This is a genomic window from Paludisphaera borealis (assembly GCF_001956985.1).
Taxonomy (GTDB): Bacteria; Planctomycetota; Planctomycetia; order Isosphaerales; family Isosphaeraceae; genus Paludisphaera; species Paludisphaera borealis.
On the sequence record NZ_CP019082.1, the window covers coordinates 4,439,964 to 4,459,392 of the forward strand.

Sequence of the window (19,429 nt, forward strand, 5' to 3'; positions counted from 1 at the left end):
AGTCCGGCGCCGCGTCGCCCTCCGGATTCTGGTTCTCGAGATCAGGGCAAGATCTGGTAGTAGTACCTGGCCAGCGAGTTGTTGCCGGTCGACATCGCGCTCCACGACCAGCGGTCGCCGGCGTGGCCGTACGGCTGGCCCCGGAACGGGAACCCGTCGTTCGAGCCGTAGCCGACGTACACCCGAGCGGGCTCCGGGAAATTGGCGTAATAGCTGTACGGCATGATCGGCCCCGACCGCGACGCCGCGAACGGCGAGCCGACGATCGGGCCGCCGACGACCGTTCCCCCGACGATCGGGCTGCCGAGAACGACCCCGGGGCCGACGACGATCCCCGGCGCCGACGCGGCGACAGGCTGCGGAAGAATGGACCCGTCAACGGCCTGTTGGGCCCTCGCGGTCGCGCCGAACGTGGTGAAACCGACTGCGACGACCAACACCATCCACGGCGATCTTGTCATGGGGGCTCCTCATCTCGTCAGGGTGATCGCTCAAAAGCGGAACGGAGAAACTTTACCTACTCACTATAGTCTGCGCAACCAGCCAAGCGAACCCCTGGCGTCCGAAACGCGGCCGTCGTCAAGACTCCCCTTCGCACGGCCGGCTGGGGGCGGTTGCGCCTGCTGTGTTTACAATATGCATCCATGTTGATTGTTTGCGTCGAGTGATTCCATTCGTTTCGGTCTTTCAGGCATGATCGACGTCTGATCAATTAACCCTCTTTAAGGTGAGGATCTGCACATGCGACAAGTGACTCTTCTGGCCGCGTTGGTCTTGGTCTTCGTCGCGCCGTCGGCGCAGGCCGGGCTCGACGGCGCCAACATGAACGCCGTCTATTACTATCCGAATCTGGCGACGCCCTATGGAGGCGCGATCTTCAGCCCCTCCAGCTTCACCGTCGGCGCGGGGCCTGAGACCTCGGGCGTCATCGATGGCATCACCACGCTGTCGGTCGATTTCACCGACACGACGCTGACCATCCTGCTGAGCACGATTGCGACGAATCCGACGTGGAGCGGCGGCGACTTCAACGGGCCGCTGTTCACTCTGCTGTCGCCGGGCACGCTGGGGATCACCGGGGCCACGATCGACCCCGGCACGAACCTGGCCGGCTTCGACGCCAGCCGGGTCACGATCACCGACACGCAGATCGGGATCAACTGGAAAGGGCTGCCCTATACGACCGGCGACAAGGTCGTCATCGACTTCAGCTTCGCGTCCGCGCCCGTCCCCGAGCCTTCGAGCCTCATCGCGATGGCCTCGGGCTGCGCCGCCTTGCCTCTGCTTGCGTTGCGTCGTCGTCGACGCGCCGCCGCCTGATCCGCCGGCCCCGACGGCCGGAAACTCTCGATGCGATCGCTACCGGACTTGGACCCGGCGGGGCGGGTACGTCTCCAACTCCGGCAGCGACGTCTGACGCGTCACGTTGGTCGTTCCGATGAAGCGGCGGTCGAGGCGGCCGACTTCCATCACGGTGTCGGATTCCCAGGCGAGCTGGCGGGTTGCGGCGTCGTAGCCGAACAGCGCCAGCTTGACCACCGAGTCCTGCCGGTTCTTGCGGATCAGGCCCGACGCGTCCGAGCCGCCGATCGGGATCGGCACCAGACTCGACGCGAACGAGGTGGGGAGGGAGACGCGGCTGTCGATCTCATCCGTGCCGTAGGCGCCGACGGCCGCCTCGACGACCGTCTGCGCGTCCTTCTTGTCGGCGACCAGCAGCAGCCCTTGCCGGGCCATCTCGCGCCTCAGACCGAAGACGAGCCACCCCGAGTCGGCGGCGCTCACCTGACCGGTTTCGAGGAACACCTTCCGACCCGCCAGCGGGCGGAAATCGATCGAGGCGATCGCCCGATCGGCCGTTCCGGTCAGCAAGAGCTGCTCGGCGCCCGACCTCGCCGACCCGGTGAGCTTCGTCGTCACGCTCACGCAGCCGCTCAAAGCCATGGCCAGAGCGAGCGTCGCCAGGCTCGCAATTCGGGACATGGCCGCCGTCTCCCCGCCGCTGAATCCATTCCGCACCCTCGCTCTTATCGGCGCAATCGGCGCGCCGAGCTTAGCTCCGTCCCAGAATCGCTTCCAATCTCCGTCGCCGGCCCGTCCGCGGGATCTGGGCAAGATCCCGACTCCGGTAGGACGTTGCGACGACTCGGATGGGAAACGAATCACACGTACGACGGAATGATTCACCACGGAGGATGCGGAGAGGGGACGACTCAATGCATTAGTGGTCGAGGCATGGTCTTCACATCCCCTCCGCGTCCCCCCTTGGTGAATTTCTTTGGATCTCACGGTTCGCCTCGGATCATGCAGCGTCCGCCTCGTCGCCTCGCTCCGGCCTCATTAGCTTTTTCAAAGAATCATGTAACCGACAGATAGAATCTCCGCACTTCATCATACCACCATCGCCAAGGGGATCGGTTTCCCTGAACGGCGAGCTGAGTCGGTTTCCAGGCGCCGGAGCTTCGCGCATCGCCTCGCTCCGGATTCGGTCGCCTCTTGGCAAAGAGGGAGGATGAAAATGCGCCTTCAATTGACATTCGAGCCCCGCGTGAAGGTTCTCTCGGATGAGCAAATTCAGGACATGTTGAAAAGCGATTCCGGCCGCGCGGAGCCGCGGAATCCGGGGCGGAGGACGTTCTTCCGCAGGACGGCGGCGGCCGTGCCGGCGCTGCTGTTGGGGGCGAGCGCGGCTCGCGCGAACCCGCATATGCACAGGCTTCCCGAATTGTACCCCGGTGAGAACACGACCCTCTTTCAGGAGATCTTGGCCGATGAGTCGGCTCACGTCGAGATCCTTCAGGCCTTGCTCATCGACGAGGACAACACGTTGCCGACCCGCCCGGTCCCGCACCTTCGCAACCTCGCGCAGCCCGACGTCTTCGCGTTCGTCCGGGCGGCGAGCGCGTTCGAGAACACGGGTGCCGGGACGTACGCCGGCGCCCTGTTCGCCATCCAGCAGACTCAGGAGTATTTCCCGGTCGCCGCGGGCCTGACCACCGTCGAGGCGCGGCACGCCGGGTTCCTCAACGCCCTTTTGAACGAGCCGCTGGTACCCGATTTCTTCCCGGTCGACACGCCGATCCCTCAGTCGGTCGCCTTGTCGCACGTTGATCCGTTCATCCACGACCTCAACGGCGGGACCGTGCCGTCGTTCGACCCCGTCGTCGCCTCCGACCCCAATAATTTCCGGATCATCGACTTCCTGCTCCTGCTCGAAATGGTCGAAACCGCCTTCTACCAGGTCAACGTCGCCAAGTTCTTCGGCGGTTGACCCCGCGCGGACCGTCCACCATTCCGGCCGACCCTGGACGAAGCGCCCGGGTCGGCCGGCGCTGCGCTCCACCCACCGCGCGGAGGATCGCCGTCGACGTTTCACGATCGAGAATCTGAGTTTCTAATTGACAGCCGTCGGATGTTTTCGGATAGTTTTGATCATCACATTTCGTTCCTGGATGGCTGACGACGAAGGTGCCGCTCGTCGGGGCAATCTCGGATCACGACTTTCTCGTTCTCCGGCGCCGGTCCTTCCCAAATCGTGGGTCGGCCATGCTCGCGGCGGGCCCGTGCCGTCGGGACGCGTTGGAGAGGAGGTGCGACTCGTGTTCCTCATCGCTCGCGTTGGGACATGGAAGGATTCGGGCAAGGCGGCGATGAGCGTCGCCTCGACCCCCGTCGCCCGCCGGATCATCCTGGCCGCCGGCGTCGCCGCGGGAGTGTACGCGTGTCGCGGCGACATTGAGAGTGGGACGGCCGCTCTTGGGCGGGCTTTCGCCTCGACAGGCAGCATCCCATCCAGCCTCTATGAGAATGCCGCCGCGGACTGGGCGGATGGGAATCCGCATGCGGCGGTGAGAAGCATGTTCCGCTATCCGCCCAAGCTCGCGCTGGCGATCCAGCGCATCATGGACGACGGCTCCTTTGATTTCAGCGTCGAGGCCGTGGCGAGGAACGACAAGGAGGCCGAGAAGGTGCTGAACGAGGCCTGGCGGCGCGTGGCGAATCCCGGCGAACGGTTGACGGTCGAATGGGAAACCACCGCTCGCGACGGCGGAAAATCGGTCAAGCTCATCGGCATGGAAACGACGCAATATGCGAACAGCATCATGGCATTGTGCTGTCACATTCAGGATCGTCTGGATGTGAATGTTCGAGCCGGCGTCTTGCTGAACGTCGCGCGCGGCGATTCGCTGCCGCGGGGGGACTATGACCAGGTGGGCGCCGCCAGCTTCGCCCCGATCGGCGGCGAGGGCGAGTGAGCCGGGTCAGTCGGGGCCGAGGATCTCCAGGCCGTAGCGCGGGGCGGCGGCGAGCAGCCTGGCGACGTCTTCGGGAGTCGGAGGGACCGGGGCTTCGTCGCGGCTTGAGAGCTTCGTCCCGATCTCGGCGAAGAAGTCCTCCAGCCCGGCTGGTGTGACCGTGATGATCAGCTTCCCTGGTTCGGCCCCGACGTTCCGGAAGTTGTGGGGGACGTCGCGGCGGGCGAACAGGAATTCCCCCCTCGACAGCCGGATCGGCGCGCCGTCGACGATGACTTCGAACTCCCCCTCGACGACGTAGAACGTCTCGTCCTCGCGGTGATGGACGTGCGGCGGCGAGCCGTTGCCCGGCGGCACGTAAGCCTCGAACATGAAGCAACCCCCGGCCGTCTGCGCGCCGGTCACGAGATACGTATAACGATCGCCGACCACCGAGTAAACTGTTGCGTCGCCTGAAGCAATCGAGGAATCCATGGGTTCCCATTCTCCGAATCGAAAAGCGTGATCCGTCCGTGCGGTCGTTCATCAGGATAGACCCGCGGCACGCGGCTGGGTAGCATGCTCCGGCGATGATCCCATCTTGTGGCACGGAGGCGGAACCATGCGACACCCCCGGTGGACGATGCGACGGCCCGTCATCCTCATGGCCTCGGCGGCGCTGCTGCTGGGGGCCGAAGATTGGGCGCGCGGGCAGGACGCTCTGCCCGGCAGCCGCTTGAGCATCGGGCGGGCGAAGGAAGAGGCCAGCTTCATCGTGGTAGCCGAAGTCGCCGAGACCGGCGGCGTCGTCGACGCCGGCAAGGCCGACGACGTCTCGGGACCTATCATGATGTGGACCGAACTGAAGCCTTCGGCCGTGCTCAAGGGGAAAGTGAGTGCGGAGGAACTGAACAGGCGCCCGCTACAGATCTGTCTCCGGGGGAAGGAGAGGTTCCCGAAGACCGGGGAGGAGTTCATCGTCTTCATCGGCGATGCGTCGAGCACAGCCCCCATCACCAAGATTCTGTCGAAAACGAAGGAGAACCTTGCGGCGATCGAGGCGGCGAAACCTGAACTCCAAACCGGAGCGGCCGACCTGCGTTCGGAAGGCGGAGGCCTCGGCGGCGGAGGTTTGGGAGGCGGATTGGGCCGAGCTGGATCGCCTCTGAAGCCGGCGACTCCTCCCTCGTATCAGGGTACGAGCATCGTCCCCGACAAAGATGCCACGGGAGACGGGCTCGAGGTCCAGAAAACGTTCGCCGTCGCGATGGCGCGCGATGATCCGAGGTCGGAGGAGCGCGAGGCGCACTTCACCTGGCTCGATCGAAACGCGTACGTGCGCCACTACGACGTGCGACGGGTCGGCTGGCGCGGCCACGTCCTGGGCTGCGACTCCCGCCCCGGCGGCGGCTGGCTCGTGAAGGTGGCCGTCACCCCTGAACTCCGCCCGCAGTTCTCGATGAGGTTTTGCTTCGTGCTCGACACCGTCGAGGAGACGTACGAGTTCGTCGGCGACCGGGTACGAATGGTCGAATCGAACGCGGCGATCGCAAAACCGGACCGGCATTTCTTCCCGATCGCCTGGTGAACCAATCGTCGCCTGGACGACGCCGGCTCTGCCTCGCCTGACGAAGAGTCTGCGGCGAAATGAAAATGGGGGTTCGGAGCGGTCCAGGTCCGGATACGAGCCCGAAGCGCCAGCGAGTGAATTTCCGGTCGACTGTTGGAATCAATTCACTCGCTGGCGCTTCGAGCTTGTATCGTCGGGCCTCTCGACCACAATCACGACCGCTAACGCAGAAAGCCCCTCGACTTCATAAGTTCGACGATCCGGCTGACGCTCTCGTCCACGCCGATCTGGTCGGTCTGGAGCACGAGGTCGGACCCTGTCGGCTCCTCGAACGCCGCCGTCACGCCCGGCATCTGCGCGATCTTGCCTTCGTCGGCCAGCCGGTATGCGCCGCTCTGGTCGCGCGCCCGCAGCACCTCCATCGGCGCCACGCAATACACCTCCAGCACGCGGTCCCTGCCGATCAACTGCTTCGCCTTCTCGCGGACGGCCTCGTGCGGCGCCACAAACGCCGCGACGGTGATCACCCCCGCGTCGTTCATCAGCTTCGCCACCTCGGCCGACCGCCGCAGGTTCTCCGAGCGGTCGTCGGCGGTGAAACCCAGGTCGCGGTTCAGCCCCTGTCGCATGTTCTGGCCGTACAGAACCGTCACCACCCGGCCCTCATCCCACAGGCGGCGTTCCAGCCCGTACGCGATCCGGCTCTTGCCACTGCCGGTCAGGCCGACCAGCAGCACCGTCACCGGCACCTGGCCGTAACGCTGCTCGCGCTCGGCCGGCGCGACCAGGCTCTCGCGCAGCTTGAGGCGCACTGCCGGCTCCGCCGCCCAGACTTCGCCCGCCGCCCGGCCGCTGCCGGCTTCCAGGATCATGCCGGCGCCGACGGTGTTGTTCGTCAGCCGGTCGATCAGGATGAACGCCCCGGTCGCGGCGTTGGTGCGGTAAGGGTCGCACGCGAGCGCCTGCGTCAGGCTGAGTTGCACGTGCCCGACTTCGTTCAGCTCCAGCCGTGCGATGGCCCGGTGCTCCAGCGTGTTGACGTCGACGCCGTAGCGGAACGACGCGACCTCCGCCGACACCTGCCTCGTGGTGTGCTTCAGCGTGTAGGTCCGGCCGGGCACGAACGGCTGCTCGGCCATCCACACCACCATGGCTTCGATCTGGCTGCTGACGTGCGGCGGGCTGTCCGGCCGCACGAGCATGTCGCCGCGGCTGACGTCCACCTCGTCGGCCAGCGTGACCGTCACCGCCTGGGGCGCGAACGCTTCTTCCAGCTCGCCGTCGTAGGTCACGATCGACTTCACCCGGCTCCGTTTGCCCGACGGCAGCACCATCACCTCGTCGCCCTGGCGGAGGATGCCGGACGCCACCGTGCCGGCGAAGCCGCGGAAGTCGAGGTTGGGGCGGATGACGTACTGCACGGGGAACCGCAGGTCGGTCAGGTTGCGGTCGCTGGCGATGTGGACCGTCTCCAGGTGATCCAGCAGCGGCGGGCCGGGGTACCAGGGCATCGTGTCGCTCTTGGACACGACGTTGTCGCCCCTCAGCGCCGACATCGGGATGAAGGTGATGTCGGGCAGCCCGAGCTTGGCGACGAAGCCGGTGTAGTCGTCCTTGATCCGCTCGAAGACGTCTCGCGAGTAGCCGACGAGATCCATCTTGTTGACGGCGACGACGACGTGCCGGATGCCCAGGAGCGACACGATGAACGAGTGCCGGCGGGTCTGGGTCATGACGCCGTGGCGGGCGTCGATGAGGATGACGGCCAGCTGGCACGTCGAGGCGCCGGTGGCCATGTTGCGCGTGTACTGCTCGTGGCCGGGCGTATCGGCGATGATGAACTTGCGGCGGTCGGTCGAGAAATAGCGGTACGCGACGTCGATGGTGATGCCCTGCTCGCGCTCGGCCTTCAGGCCGTCGGTCAGCAGGGCGAGGTCGATCTCGCCGGCGCCGGTGGTGCCGACCTTCTCGCTGTCGCGCTTCACCGCGGCGAGCTGGTCCTCATAGATCATCTTGGTGTCGTGCAGCAGCCGGCCGATGAGCGTGCTCTTGCCGTCGTCGACGCTGCCACAGGTGAGGAAACGCAGCAGTTCCTTCTTCTGGTGGCGGGCGAGGTAGGCGTGGATGTCTTCCTGACTCAGATCAACGGCTTGCATTTCAGAAATACCCCTCGCGCTTCTTCTGCTCCATCGACCCCGTCTCGTCGTGGTCGATCACCCGGCCCTGCCGCTCGGAGTTCGTCGCGAGCAGCATCTCCTCGATGATTTCCGGCAGCGTCGTCGCGTCGCTCTCGATCGCCCCCGTGAGCGGGTAGCAGCCCAGCGTGCGGAACCGCACCCGCTTCATCATCGGCTCCTCGCCGGGCCGCAACCGCATCCGCTCGTCGTCCACCATAATGAGCGCGCCGTCGCGCTCGACGACCGGGCGGACGTCGGCGAAGTAGAGCGGCACGATGGGGATGCTCTCCAGGTGGATGTACTGCCAGACGTCCAGTTCGGTCCAGTTGCTCAGCGGGAAGGCGCGGATGCTCTCGCCCTTGTTCACCTTGCAGTTGTACAGGTTCCAGAGCTCCGGCCGCTGGTTCTTCGGGTCCCACTGGTGCAGGCGGTCGCGGAAGCTGTAGACGCGTTCCTTGGCCCGGCTCTTCTCTTCGTCGCGCCGGGCGCCGCCGAACGCCGCGTCGAACTGGTAGTGGTTCAACGCCTGCTTCAGCCCGGCCGTCTTCATGACGTCGGTGTGCTTCTTCGAGCCGTGGTCGAACGGGTTGATGTTCTGGGCCCGCCCCTCCGGGTTGACCCAGACCTTCAGGTCGAGGCCCTGTTCGCGACAGTACCGATCGCGGAACTCGATCATCGCCCGGAACTTCCAGGTCGTATCGACGTGCAGCAGCGGGAAGGGGAGCCGGCCGGGGTGGAACGCCTTCTGCGCCAGCCGCAGCATGACGGCGGAGTCCTTGCCGATCGAGTAAAGCATCACCGGCCGCTCGAACTCGGCGGCGACCTCGCGGATGATGTGGATGCTCTCCGCCTCAAGTACCTTCAAATGGGTCAGGTTATAACTGCCGGTGATCATCCGTCCTCCTGTTCGGCCTCTTAACTCACTCGATTATAGGAGATCCGCTCCCCACTCGGGTAGGGGAACATCTGCTTGGCCCACATGAGCCTTGAGAGCTACGCCTCCGCAGGATCCAGCAGACTCCACGATCAAGATGGCGATCCCGTCGTAAACTTAAAACTGGACGACTTCCGTCGTCGCCCGGGCCTCCTTGGTCATTCGGTCGGGTTGAAGCTTCCATCGAAACCGGGACGGCATGGCATGTGGGGAGCATGGAAAAGCGCGCGAACGATCCCAATTTTCAGGGCAGTCGGCAAACGGTCGGAGAGCGGGCGCCGCGAGGTCGATCGAAGCCGATCTCGCCTCGAAACGGCGGCTCTCCGCGCGAGCGAACCCAATTGTGCGCCGTGGTAAGGCATTGTAGGGCAAAGGCTTATGTGCGATATCCTTGATGAAGTCGGCCGCAAACGAACCCAATCGCCGCAGGGCGAGCGGGAGGTCGGGAACGTCGCGGCGCGGGCTGCATGGAACGGGGAAAAGCGCGCGAACGATCCCAATTCTCGGGGCGGTTAGCGCGAGCGTGCCCAGGCGGGCTCGCCTGTGAAGGAGTGGCCGAAAAGGCCTCGAAACGGCGGTTTTCCGCGCGAGCGAACCCAAATTCGCGATCGCGATGAAAGCCTTTACAGGCAAGGGCTTACATGATGAGACGCCAGAAAGGGCGGCGGCAAACGAACCCAATCGCCGCGGCGAGTCGGGCGAGCGTGCAACGCGGAAACGCCCCACGCCCGTGCGGGGGGCAAGGGGCGAATCGAGGGTGTTTTCGGCGCGAACGAACCCAAAGTCGGGGGCCGGGTCTCGGTTACCGGAGGGCGTCCTTGATGCCTCGGAGGACGAACCGGTTCTCGGAGCGGGTTCGCGAGGCGACGCGGATGAACTTGCCGGGTTCGAGGCCCTTCTTGTCGTCGCAGGCGCGGGCGTAGATGCCGCGGCGGACCAGGAGGCGGCAGACGAGGTCTTCGGCGGTCATGCCGTTCTTGAGTTCGATCAGCATGAAGTTGGCGTGGGTCGGGTAGGCGTGGATGCCCGGCATGCCCGACAGAGTCTTGAAGAACCGCCGCGAGTGGCGGATGTAGTGCACCCGCTTCCGCTCGTACTCGACCAGGAAATCGGGCCGCGAGTAGAGGTCGAAGAAGTATTCGGCCAGGCCCGACGAGTTCCAGAGGAAACCGTTGTCCAGCAACGACTTGACCCGCTCGGGGGCCATCACCGCGTAGCCGGCCCGGATTCCGGCGACGCCGAAGTCCTTGGACATGCTCTTGACGACCATCAGGTTCGGGAACCGGTCGATCTCATGGGTCAAACTGCGGTAAGCGTAGTCGTCCCCCTCGCAGGCGAAGTGGATGAAGCTCTCGTCCACAATGATGTTGCGGACCTCGCGCATCTCCTCAAGCATCGCCACCAGGGTCGCGTACGGAATGTACCCGCCGTCGGGGTTGTTCGGGTTGATCAGGACCACCGTGTCGGGCCGTTCGCGACGCACCTTCTCCAGGTACTCGCCCGCGTCGAACCGGAAATCCTCGTCCTTCGGAAGCAGGTTGTAAACCACCTGCGTGTCAGGCCTTACGAACTCATGATAAGGAGAGAACGTCGGCAGGTTGACGAGGATCTTGTCGCCCGTGAACCGGTGCAGGATCGCCTGGATGATTTCGACGGCGCCGTTGCCCACGAACAGGTGGTCGGTCGCGATCCCGATCGCCGCGCTCAGCTTGCCGGCGATCACCCGATTCTGCGACGGGTAGAATTCCAGCAGTTTGCGCAGTTTACCCGGTCGGATGACTTCGCGGTGGAGGTAGTCGAGGAACAGGTCGGTGGCGTAGGGGTTGGAGAGGAAGCAGGCGTCGACCCGCATCCGCAGCTCGGGGATGAGCTTGATCAGGGTCGGGGCGCTCGGGGAGTGGGAGCCGGCTTCCTTTTTAAGGAGCTTGATCCGCTCGACGATGGCGTTCTCGCGGGGGCTGAGGCCTCCCCGGCGGATCACCGGCCGGACGCGGGCCTCCAGCCAACGCGCCGAGACGCCCAGGTCGAACGGCCCGGGCTTCCGTCTTTGCTGCCGATCCCTTTGCTGCCCGATCACATCCACCTCGGTGTTGTTCCCAAGTGAGGCTCGCCGTGGAGGCCGAACCGCGCGGCCGTTGGCGAGCGTCGATCGTCGAGCGGTCGCACGAATCAGAAGGGCGACGACCCGATCGCGAGGAGATTCCGCAAAGCACTACCGCAGGGGGGATTCCGCGAGCGCGGCCGCAGCCTCGCATCGCGGCCTTCTTCCCGAGCTTCCCAGCTCATCCTAGGCGCACCCCCGCTTCTCATCAAGCACCTAGATTCTACACGACCCACTCATAAAGGCGAACAGGTCGGCGGCCGGCCGGGCCGGTTTTCACCAGGCGGGCCGTCGGCTATCCTGGGGCGTCGAGCGGGCTCGGGGACGTCGGGCCGATGGAAATCAATGAAATTAACCCCAGGGAGATTGAAACGATGAGCGGACGAATTGTGTTGCGGACGGGCGAGGCGTTGGTCGAGGGGGCCGAGGACCACCTGTGCGCCGAGCCCGAGATCGTGATCGGCGAGCTGGACGGCCCGGTCGGCCAGGCGCTCGCGAACCTGATCGGCGACCAGGTGAAGGGGCATTCGCGGGTGTTCGCGATCCTGGCCAGCGACGTCCAGGTCCGCCCGGCGACGATCATGGTCAGCAAGGTGACGGTCAAGAGCAAGAAATACACCAATATCTTGATGGGAACCGTCCAGGCCGCGATCGCCCACGGCGTGCTCGACGCCGTCCGCGAGGGGGTGATCCCCAAGGAGAAGGTGAACGACCTGGGGATCATCTACTCCGTCTGGCTCGACCCCGCCGTCACGGACGTCGACGACCTCGACCACAAGGCCCTCTTCGCCGTCCACCGCGAAGCCACCCTCAAGGTCATCCGCAAGGCCCTCAACAACGCCCCCTCGATCGACTGGCTCCTCGAAAACCAGGACAAGGTCGAGCACTACTTCCACAAACTGGGAGTCGATGGAGAGCTGTGATCGATGCGGAAGCCGCCGTGCGTCGGACGGTCGTGGGCCTGAGGAATTAACCGTGCCGCGGAACGAAATTGACAAGCGCCGGTCGTGTCCTAGGTTGCCCGGGGGTGGTCCCTGTTCCCAACGTGATGCGGGCGGGACGAGAGCGAAGAGGCCATTCGGGGCGCGAACAGATGCGAACGCTCGCGGTCGGCGGGATCCAGGTTCTGAGAGTTCGGGGCGCGGCGAGCTTGCGGGGCCGAAGGACCCGGCGGTCGTTCGTTCCACTGGACGTCGGTCGTCCATTGGAAGAGCGGCTGATGCTGAGCGCGACGCCTTATAAGATCCCCCTGGAAGTGGTTGACATTAAACAAAAGAGCACGGGCCAGACCGCGAAGAAGGACGCGAAGCCGGAGTACAAGCTCGGCATCTACGTCGGGCTCGGTGGGAACGCGAACCCCAGGCTCTACGAGTTCGACACCGGCGGCGAGGGCTTCTGGGCCGCCGCCGACTCGAAGTCTCCCAAGGACCTGCGCTGGTGGGGGGCGAAGAAGATCGTGAGTCGCGGGAGCCTGGGCATCACCTACTCGTCGGGCAATCGGTACGTGGCGAACAAGGTGCGGACGAGCGTGGAGCTTTACCAGCCGGACGCCGACGGCGGCTTCAGCAAGGTCGTCGGCACCGGACAGCCGGTCGACATGGGCCAGATCGTCCGCTACTCGGACGCGAAGTCCAAGAGCGCGGTGGTGAACTGGAACAACGCCCTCAAGAGGGGCTCGCCGCCGCTCCAGAACTGGTTCTACGGCGATTTCGGGGCCTCGCTCTCGCCCAACGGCACGAGCGAGAAGAACAGCATCCTTTCAATCGTGCCGCAGATCCCGATCCCCGCCGGGCTGACGATCGGCTTCATCGTGCACGTGGGGGACTTGGAGGAGGGCGGAAACCAGCCGTATCTGCAGATCGGCCTCACGCCCGAGGACCTCAAGTCGTTCGATACGACGCTCCCGATGAACCCCTACACGGGGACCGCCCAGCGGTTCTTCCCGATCACCGGCGTCGACACCTACAGCGAGCGGATCGCCAACGCCGACTTTTCATGGACCGACCCGAAGACGAATCGGACCCAGAGCTTCAAGGACCTCGGCTGGACGATCGACACCGGCGCGTCGTCGGTCACGGTCTGGCAGGGCGACAGCGTGGCCGTCAACCGGGGCTTCCTGAACAAGCCGACTCGGTCGGGCGGATTGTTCACCGGCCGCTTCAAGAAGGGCGTCGATCTCAACGTCACGGCGACCGCGTCCAATCCGCACGAGACGAACATCAACATGACGATCGACGGCGGGTCGAAGAAGTCGGCCGATGATAAGATCGCGGCGAACTACCACACCACGACCGCCATGGGCCAGAACTACGTCAACACCGGCCTCTATACCTTCACCCAGTACGACGTCATGTACAACCTCGAAGACGGGACCATCCACTTCCGCAGTTCTCAGCCCCCGACGCAGAACTGACCCGATCCATACTCGACTCGAAGTCAGCACATCCGGAGAACGTTCACGGTTTCTGAAAGGCCAGGACGATCGTGCTCAGCTCTTCTTCTCAATGATGCGAATGAGTTGATAGACGCCCGTCGACGGGTTCCGCCCGGGTTCGTTCGCCTTCTCGGCGGCTTGTTCCAGGCGTTCGGCTCGCTTGTCGGCGTGCGGATGGCCGGTCGCATAGCTCGCGTAATCGACCGCCTTGTCGTAGTGAGGAACGTGTTTGCGGAGCATCGCCTTGACCCGCCTCCGATCTTGCATTCCGGGGTGCTCTTGAAAATGAAGCAGCAGCCAGAGTTCGAAGCACGGATTCGAGATCGCCAGTTCGATGCGGCCGGCGCGGGCCTGGTCCTTGGCCCGGGGGAGGCTCGGGTGGTCGTCGACGTCGAAAACGCACCAGACCGAGTCGTAGGCGTCGTGTCCCGCTCGATCGCGAAGCTCGACAGCCAGTTGCACAAGGCCTTCGGGAGACACTGTCTTGGAGACGGTCTTGATGTTCACCCTGGGGTTTCGGCAGGCTCGTTTGTATCCCTCGAGATACTGAGGCTCGGTCTTCTCGCCCTCGCAGACGATCAGGACGACCGGCATGGGATCGCGAAACGAGTTCCTACGACCAGGCCGGCGCTCCCTGTTGCGGCGATCCGACATCGTGGCTCACTCCCCAGCCGCGACGAAATCGCCAAGGAACGGGACGGCGCCGTACCGACCCTGAAGATAGCCCCGCTCGATGTTCTCGGCCTTGCGAGGCTTGAAGTCGGTCAACGGATAAAGCACCGTCGCCCCTTCGTCGTCCTTCTCCGTCAACCACACCTGATCCCGCCGCAACACCGGCTCGCCGAGCGTCGTGCCCAGCAGGTTGGTGTCGTGCGTCGTGAAGATCAACTGAGCGTTTCGCGGATTCGTCTTCGGGTCGTTGAACAAGCGGATAATATGTTGACCGATCGCTGGATGCAGGCTGGCCTCCAACTCATCGACGAGGAGCACGCCGCCCCGTTCAATCTTCAGTAAAGTGGGAATGCCCATGCTGAACAGGATTTGGGTTCCCTTCGACTCTTGTTCGAAGGCCAACCAGGCGTCCTTGGCTTTCGACTTGTGTTTGAATTCTACTCGTGCCTGATTGCGATCTCCACGCATGGAGCCCGTTTCTGGCTGGACGAAGCGGATATCGGTGACGCCTGTGTCCGATTCTCGCAACAGATTCTTGATTCCACGCAGAAGCGCAGACATGGATTTGTCTCGATTAAACCCTAGATGGGCTGAATTCATGGGGATGGACTTGGACGACTGTTGTTCAGCAACGAGGTATGTAGACGCTACAGCCGATGAGTACACAGAAGAATCCAAGGGGGCGGCACCTCGTGGTACGCTGAGAGTCTGGAGAAAATTAAACCACAGTGAGATCTTTTCAAGTTGTGGATGTTGATGTTGCGCCGCCGCCGAAAGGAAGAGAGCATTGGGGCGAGTCACGCTCTCAATCAACTTGTTCTCGCCCTTGAGACTTGCTGAGAAGCTGAATTTGTCGTCGACCCGCTCGAACCAGGTTTGCTTTCGTTTGCTGGGCCAGGCGTGAAGCCATTCCTCCAGGAACCGCTCATCATTCGCGGTAAATCCATATTGATACCGAACACCGTCCAGGACCATCGATACCTCGAACAACGACGGCTCTCGTCGCTTGGGCCCCCACGCGAAGGGCGCTCGTGCGACGCCTCCATTCGGCGGCCAAGTTCGATGCGACGACGCGACGGCTTCGCGCATGGTCGCCAGAGCTTCCAGAACATTGCTCTTGCCGCTGGCGTTCGCCCCGTAGATCGCCGCGACGGGAAGCAGTCGCTGCGCGTATCCTGGAACAAGCCGGGGACGGTCGTCGTCCGGGTCGCCGACCTGGCCCGCCTGCATGGTCAAGACTTGCTCGTCGCGCAGAGAACGGTGGTTCTCGACGCGGAATTCGATCAGCATGGTTGCGTTCTCCTTGCCCAAGGCTACCAGTTAAGTGGCGGTTTCCGCAAGAATCCCGCGCGGAACGCCGCGAAAATCGTTTTTGGAAGGCGTTTCGGCTCCCAGAGGGCGATTCGCGGAGTCGCGACTTCGCATCGACAAGAATGAGAGGTCATGCTAGAACCGGCCGATTCACTTCGGCGGTCTTCACGTCTCGTTGCGACGAACACATCGGAGGCGGTGATGCGTATCAGGCATGTCGGGTTCTCGGCGGCGGCTTGGGCGGTGTTGGTGGGAGCGGCTTGGGGAGGCGATTCCAAGGGGGCGGATCGGCCGATCACGATCATCGCGAGCCCGGCGACTCTGAAGGTCGGGGCGCGGTGCCGGGTCGAGCTGAACGCGGTGGCGAGCGGTCGAAATGAGACGGTTACGGCGTACGAAGGCGTGATCGCCAAGGCGACCGAGCAGGGCGTCGGCCTGACCGTGACCGAGGAGAAGAAGACCATCGTCCGGAAGACGGCGGTCCATGTGCCTTTCAAGGACCGGCTCTTCCGGAACGTCGGCATCGGCCGTCCGGCGCCGGGCTCGAAGAAAGAGGTCTGGCTGCCGAGCGGGACGATCCACTCGGTCGAACTCGTGGGGAAAGAAGCGCCGGGGGAATGACCCCGGCCGGCCGACTTCAAACGTCCGTCATCTTGATCAACCGTCGCTCACGGCTGGATTGGTAGATCGCCTGAACGAGCGCCACGACGCGGCGGCCGGCCTCGCCCGTGACGGCGGGGGGGCGATCGGACAGGATGGCATCCAGGAAATCGTGGATCTGAAGTTGGTGGTAATGCGTGACGGCGTCGAGCGAGGCGAACCGGGCGCGGTCCTCGGCCTGGAACGCGGCGAGGCGGTCCTCCTCGCCGGGGACGGTCCAGAGGTCGTTGAGGGGCGGCTCGGCGATCGGGGTGACGCCGGCGATGAAGGTTGCGCCGCGGTCGGTCTCGACGCCGATCGACGCGCCGGAGTCGCCGTGGAGGTGGATCTTGGCGTGGATTCCGGGCTTCTGCGCCAGGCTTGAGACGATCGACCCCAGGCCCCCGCGGCGGAACATGAGGACGGCGACGGCCGTGTCCTCGACCTCGACATAGGGGTGGTTGACGTTGGCGGCGAACCCGCAGACCTCCTCGACCTCGTCGTCCATCAGCCAGGTGAGCAGGTCGAGCATGTGGGGCGACTGGTTCATGAGCACGCCGCCCCCCTCGGCGTCCCACCGGCCGCGCCAGGGGTCGGACTGGTAGTACGCCTGATCGCGCCAGCTATACATGGTGAAGACGCCGATCGCCGGGCGGCCGATCTTGCCCTCGGCCACGGCCTGCTTCATGCGGCGGACCGGCTCATACCACCGTCGCTGGCTGATGACCCCGAGCTTGACGCCCCCCTCGCGGGCCGCGGCGAGCATGGCGTCGCAGTCTTCCAGGCTCGCGGCCAGGGGCTTCTCGACCAGGACGTGGACCCCCGCGCGGGCCGCGACGACAGCCGGCGCGGCGTGCAGCGGGTGCGGCGTACCGATCAAAATCGCCTGCGGTCTGGATTCCTCGATCATCGCCGCGACGTCCGTGAACGGCGCGACGCCGTACCGCGCGGCGAACGCCTCGGCCCGACCTCGGTCCGAGTCGCATACCGCCACGAACTCCGATTCGGACAGATTCGCAAGCGCCTGCGCGTGTATGCCGCCGACCTTCCCGCAGCCGACCAGGGCCGTACGGACGCGTGCCATCAGACGGGCCTCCCGAGCCGACCCGCGCGCGGCGTCCGGCGGATTTGCCACGAAGCCCGACCGATGCGGCCGCGCCCTCGTCCCAGAGAGGCTACCAGCATCCGGCCCGCTCCCGCAAGAATCCTCCGTGTTCCCCGGGACGCCCCACCCTCGACGCTGCGACGCCCGGCCTCGCCGGCGTTTTCGGCGTGCGACACCCCGCCCCGGCGACCTCGAGGCACCGGGCCTTGCGCCGCGCGCCCAGCCCTCTCCGTCGGCACTGCGACGCCCCGGGCGGCCCGCGTCCTTACTTAGGTGGGGGGCAGCCGGCCGGTTCGGCATGAGAAATGCATTGTGAATGCCCGGGAATGACTCGACAGTCCCCGGGCAGGCGGACCGAACTCTACGAAAACGAGCGGAACCGGAGGAAGGGGCGAGCGAGTGACTAAGTACACGATCAAGCTGTACGTGACGGGCCGGACTCCGCGCGCCGAGCACGCGATCGCGAATCTTCGGCGGATCTGCGAGGAGGAGCTTTCCGGACGTTACGACCTGCTCGTCATCGACGTGCTGGAGCTTCCCCAGTTGGCGGAGGACGAGAAGATCCTCGCCACGCCGACCGTCGTCAAGGAGCTTCCCGTACCGATCCGCCGGATCATTGGCGACCTTTCCGACAAGGAACGCGTCCTGCTCGGGCTGGACCTTCGTCCCGCCTCGGACGCCGACGGTCGCGGAGAGGAAGAGGTATGACTCGACAAACCGAATTGAATCCGCCAGCCTTCCCCAAGCTGGCGACCCACATCGAAGGGTTCGACCTCATCGCGCTGGGGGGCCTTCCCGAGGGGAGGTCGACGCTGCTGTCAGGGACGTCGGGCAGCTCGAAGACGGTCTTCGCCGCCCAGTTCCTGGCCGCCGGCATCATGCGCTGCGGCGAGTCCGGCGTCTTCATCACGTTCGAGGAGGATCCCGAAGACATCCGCCACAACATGATCGGCTTCGGGTGGGACATCGCGACCTGGGAGAACGAGGGGCGCTGGGCGTTCGTCGACGCCTCGCCGCAGCCCGGCGACCCGCACATCACGGCCGGGGGATACGACCTGGGCGCGCTGCTCGCCCGGATCGAGCACGGCGTCAAGAAGGTCGGCGCCCGCCGCGTCGTGCTCGATTCGCTGGGCGGGGTCTTCGCGCAGCTCGACGACGACGCGACGATCCGCCGCGAGCTGTTCCGCATCTCGAAGGCGCTTCGCAAGCTGGGCGTCACCTCGGTGATCACGGCGGAGCGCGTCGAGGAGCACGGGCCGATCTCGCGGTACGGGGTCGAGGAATTCGTCTCCGACAACGTCGTCGTCCTCCGCAACATGCTCCAGGAGGAAGTCCGGAGGCGGACCGTGGAGATCCTCAAGTTCCGGGGCGCCAACCACCAGAAGGGCGAGTGGCCGTTCACGATCGTGCCCGGCCACGGCGTGGTCGTGATCCCGCTCTCCGCCCTGGAGTTGAAGCAGAAATCGTCCGACGCGCGGATCAGCTCCGGCAGCCCCGAGCTGGACCTCATGTGCGGCGGCGGCTTCTTCCGCGACTCGATCGTCCTGATCTCGGGGCCGACCGGCACGGGTAAGACGCTGATCACCACCGAGTTCCTCGCCGGGGGCGACAAGGCGGGCGAGCGCTGCCTGCTGTTCGCCTTCGAGGAGAGCCGCGAGCAGCTGGTGCGGAACGCGAGCGGCTGGGGGGTCGACTTCGCCAGGATGGAGGCCGAGGGCCGTCTCAAGGTCGTCTGCACCTATCCCGAGGCCGCGGCCCTGGAGGACCACCTGATCCACCTGAAGCGGGAGATCGAGCAGTTCAAGCCCAGCCGCCTGGCGGTCGACAGCCTCTCGGCGCTGGAGCGGGTCGCGCCGGTCAAGAGCTTCCGCGAGTTCGTCATCGGCCTGGTCTCGTTCGTGAAGCACCAGGAGATCCCCGGCCTTTTCACCGCCACGACGTCGTCGCTGCTCGGGGGCGACTCGATCACCGAGACGCACCTGTCGACCATCACCGATTCGATCATCCTGCTGCGGTATGTCGAGATGCACGGAGACATGCGCCGGGGGCTGACCGTGCTGAAGATGCGGGGCTCGAGGCACGACAAGCAGATCCGCGAGTTCACGATCGACAGCCAGGGCATGCACATCGGCCAGCCGTTCCGCGAGCTGTCGGGCATCCTCTCGGGGAACTTCCGGCGGTTCCCGATCAACGTCGGCTCCGGGCAAGGCGACGGCGCCCAGGCCTCGGATCCCGACTGATGGCCCGGTTA

General features: G+C 64.9%; 18 protein-coding genes. 9 read left to right on the forward strand and 9 right to left on the reverse strand.

The features are described from left to right. Positions 1 to 41: 41 nt before the first annotated feature. On the reverse strand, positions 42 to 461 hold the full coding sequence (locus tag BSF38_RS31715) for a hypothetical protein (RefSeq protein WP_210405615.1): 420 nt from the start codon (positions 459 to 461) through the stop codon (positions 42 to 44). A gap of 280 nt (positions 462 to 741) precedes the next feature. Here BSF38_RS31715 and BSF38_RS17315 point away from each other — a divergent pair, with 280 nt between their 5' ends. After that, the gene (locus BSF38_RS17315; protein ID WP_076347675.1) at positions 742 to 1,320 is read left to right on the forward strand and encodes a PEP-CTERM sorting domain-containing protein; all 579 of its coding nucleotides are present in this window, start codon (positions 742 to 744) and stop codon (positions 1,318 to 1,320) included. A 39-nt stretch (positions 1,321 to 1,359) separates the two neighbouring features. Here the strand turns inward: BSF38_RS17315 and BSF38_RS17320 are convergent, their stop codons facing one another. Continuing rightward, positions 1,360 to 1,983, reverse strand: coding sequence for a DUF6655 family protein (locus tag BSF38_RS17320; protein ID WP_076347677.1), 624 nt, complete (start codon positions 1,981 to 1,983; stop codon positions 1,360 to 1,362). A gap of 535 nt (positions 1,984 to 2,518) precedes the next feature. On the opposite strand from BSF38_RS17320, the gene BSF38_RS17325 reads away from it, so the two are divergent. Beyond that, a complete protein-coding gene (locus BSF38_RS17325) occupies positions 2,519 to 3,271 on the forward strand; it encodes a ferritin-like domain-containing protein (RefSeq protein WP_076347679.1) in 753 nt (250 codons plus the stop codon). Positions 3,272 to 3,650: 379 nt separating this feature from the next. Further along, positions 3,651 to 4,256: a hypothetical protein gene (locus tag BSF38_RS17330; RefSeq protein WP_145952190.1), complete on the forward strand. Its 606-nt coding sequence runs from the start codon at positions 3,651 to 3,653 to the stop codon at positions 4,254 to 4,256. Positions 4,257 to 4,262: 6 nt separating this feature from the next. On the opposite strand, the gene BSF38_RS17335 is transcribed toward BSF38_RS17330, so the two are convergent. Continuing rightward, the gene (locus BSF38_RS17335) at positions 4,263 to 4,730 is read right to left on the reverse strand and encodes a cupin domain-containing protein (protein ID WP_076347683.1); all 468 of its coding nucleotides are present in this window, start codon (positions 4,728 to 4,730) and stop codon (positions 4,263 to 4,265) included. Between the two features lie 127 nt (positions 4,731 to 4,857). Between BSF38_RS17335 and BSF38_RS17340 the strand changes: the two genes are divergently transcribed. Then, on the forward strand, positions 4,858 to 5,823 hold the full coding sequence (locus BSF38_RS17340) for a hypothetical protein (RefSeq protein WP_145952191.1): 966 nt from the start codon (positions 4,858 to 4,860) through the stop codon (positions 5,821 to 5,823). 203 nt (positions 5,824 to 6,026) lie between these two features. On the opposite strand, the gene cysN is transcribed toward BSF38_RS17340, so the two are convergent. The 3 genes from cysN to BSF38_RS17355 form a co-directional block, all read right to left on the reverse strand. Then, the gene (gene cysN, locus BSF38_RS17345) at positions 6,027 to 7,961 is read right to left on the reverse strand and encodes a sulfate adenylyltransferase subunit CysN (protein ID WP_076347687.1); all 1,935 of its coding nucleotides are present in this window, start codon (positions 7,959 to 7,961) and stop codon (positions 6,027 to 6,029) included. A gap of 1 nt (position 7,962) precedes the next feature. Further along, positions 7,963 to 8,877: a sulfate adenylyltransferase subunit CysD gene (cysD, locus tag BSF38_RS17350; protein WP_076347689.1), complete on the reverse strand. Its 915-nt coding sequence runs from the start codon at positions 8,875 to 8,877 to the stop codon at positions 7,963 to 7,965. An 841-nt stretch (positions 8,878 to 9,718) separates the two neighbouring features. After that, positions 9,719 to 10,993 carry a pyridoxal phosphate-dependent aminotransferase gene (locus BSF38_RS17355; protein WP_210405616.1) on the reverse strand — a complete coding sequence of 425 codons (1,275 nt, stop codon included), beginning with the start codon at positions 10,991 to 10,993 and terminating at the stop codon, positions 9,719 to 9,721. 398 nt (positions 10,994 to 11,391) lie between these two features. On the opposite strand from BSF38_RS17355, the gene fae reads away from it, so the two are divergent. Next, a complete protein-coding gene (gene fae, locus BSF38_RS17360; RefSeq protein ID WP_076347691.1) occupies positions 11,392 to 11,940 on the forward strand; it encodes a formaldehyde-activating enzyme in 549 nt (182 codons plus the stop codon). Positions 11,941 to 12,236: 296 nt separating this feature from the next. Then, entirely contained in the window at positions 12,237 to 13,430 is a 1,194-nt protein-coding gene (locus BSF38_RS17365) for a hypothetical protein (RefSeq protein WP_076351035.1), read from the forward strand. 75 nt (positions 13,431 to 13,505) lie between these two features. On the opposite strand, the gene BSF38_RS17370 is transcribed toward BSF38_RS17365, so the two are convergent. Continuing rightward, positions 13,506 to 14,105 carry an RloB family protein gene (locus tag BSF38_RS17370; protein ID WP_076347693.1) on the reverse strand — a complete coding sequence of 200 codons (600 nt, stop codon included), beginning with the start codon at positions 14,103 to 14,105 and terminating at the stop codon, positions 13,506 to 13,508. A gap of 6 nt (positions 14,106 to 14,111) precedes the next feature. Next, entirely contained in the window at positions 14,112 to 15,413 is a 1,302-nt protein-coding gene (locus BSF38_RS17375) for an AAA family ATPase (RefSeq protein WP_076347695.1), read from the reverse strand. A 222-nt stretch (positions 15,414 to 15,635) separates the two neighbouring features. Here BSF38_RS17375 and BSF38_RS17380 point away from each other — a divergent pair, with 222 nt between their 5' ends. Next, a complete protein-coding gene (locus tag BSF38_RS17380; protein ID WP_076347697.1) occupies positions 15,636 to 16,055 on the forward strand; it encodes a hypothetical protein in 420 nt (139 codons plus the stop codon). Positions 16,056 to 16,071: 16 nt separating this feature from the next. On the opposite strand, the gene BSF38_RS17385 is transcribed toward BSF38_RS17380, so the two are convergent. Then, positions 16,072 to 17,157 carry a Gfo/Idh/MocA family protein gene (locus tag BSF38_RS17385; protein WP_076347699.1) on the reverse strand — a complete coding sequence of 362 codons (1,086 nt, stop codon included), beginning with the start codon at positions 17,155 to 17,157 and terminating at the stop codon, positions 16,072 to 16,074. A 420-nt stretch (positions 17,158 to 17,577) separates the two neighbouring features. On the opposite strand from BSF38_RS17385, the gene kaiB reads away from it, so the two are divergent. Beyond that, positions 17,578 to 17,886: a circadian clock protein KaiB gene (gene kaiB, locus BSF38_RS17390; protein ID WP_076347701.1), complete on the forward strand. Its 309-nt coding sequence runs from the start codon at positions 17,578 to 17,580 to the stop codon at positions 17,884 to 17,886. Then, entirely contained in the window at positions 17,883 to 19,418 is a 1,536-nt protein-coding gene (gene kaiC, locus BSF38_RS17395) for a circadian clock protein KaiC (protein ID WP_076347703.1), read from the forward strand. The genes kaiB and kaiC overlap by 4 nt, the downstream gene beginning before the upstream one ends. Positions 19,419 to 19,429 lie beyond the last annotated feature (11 nt).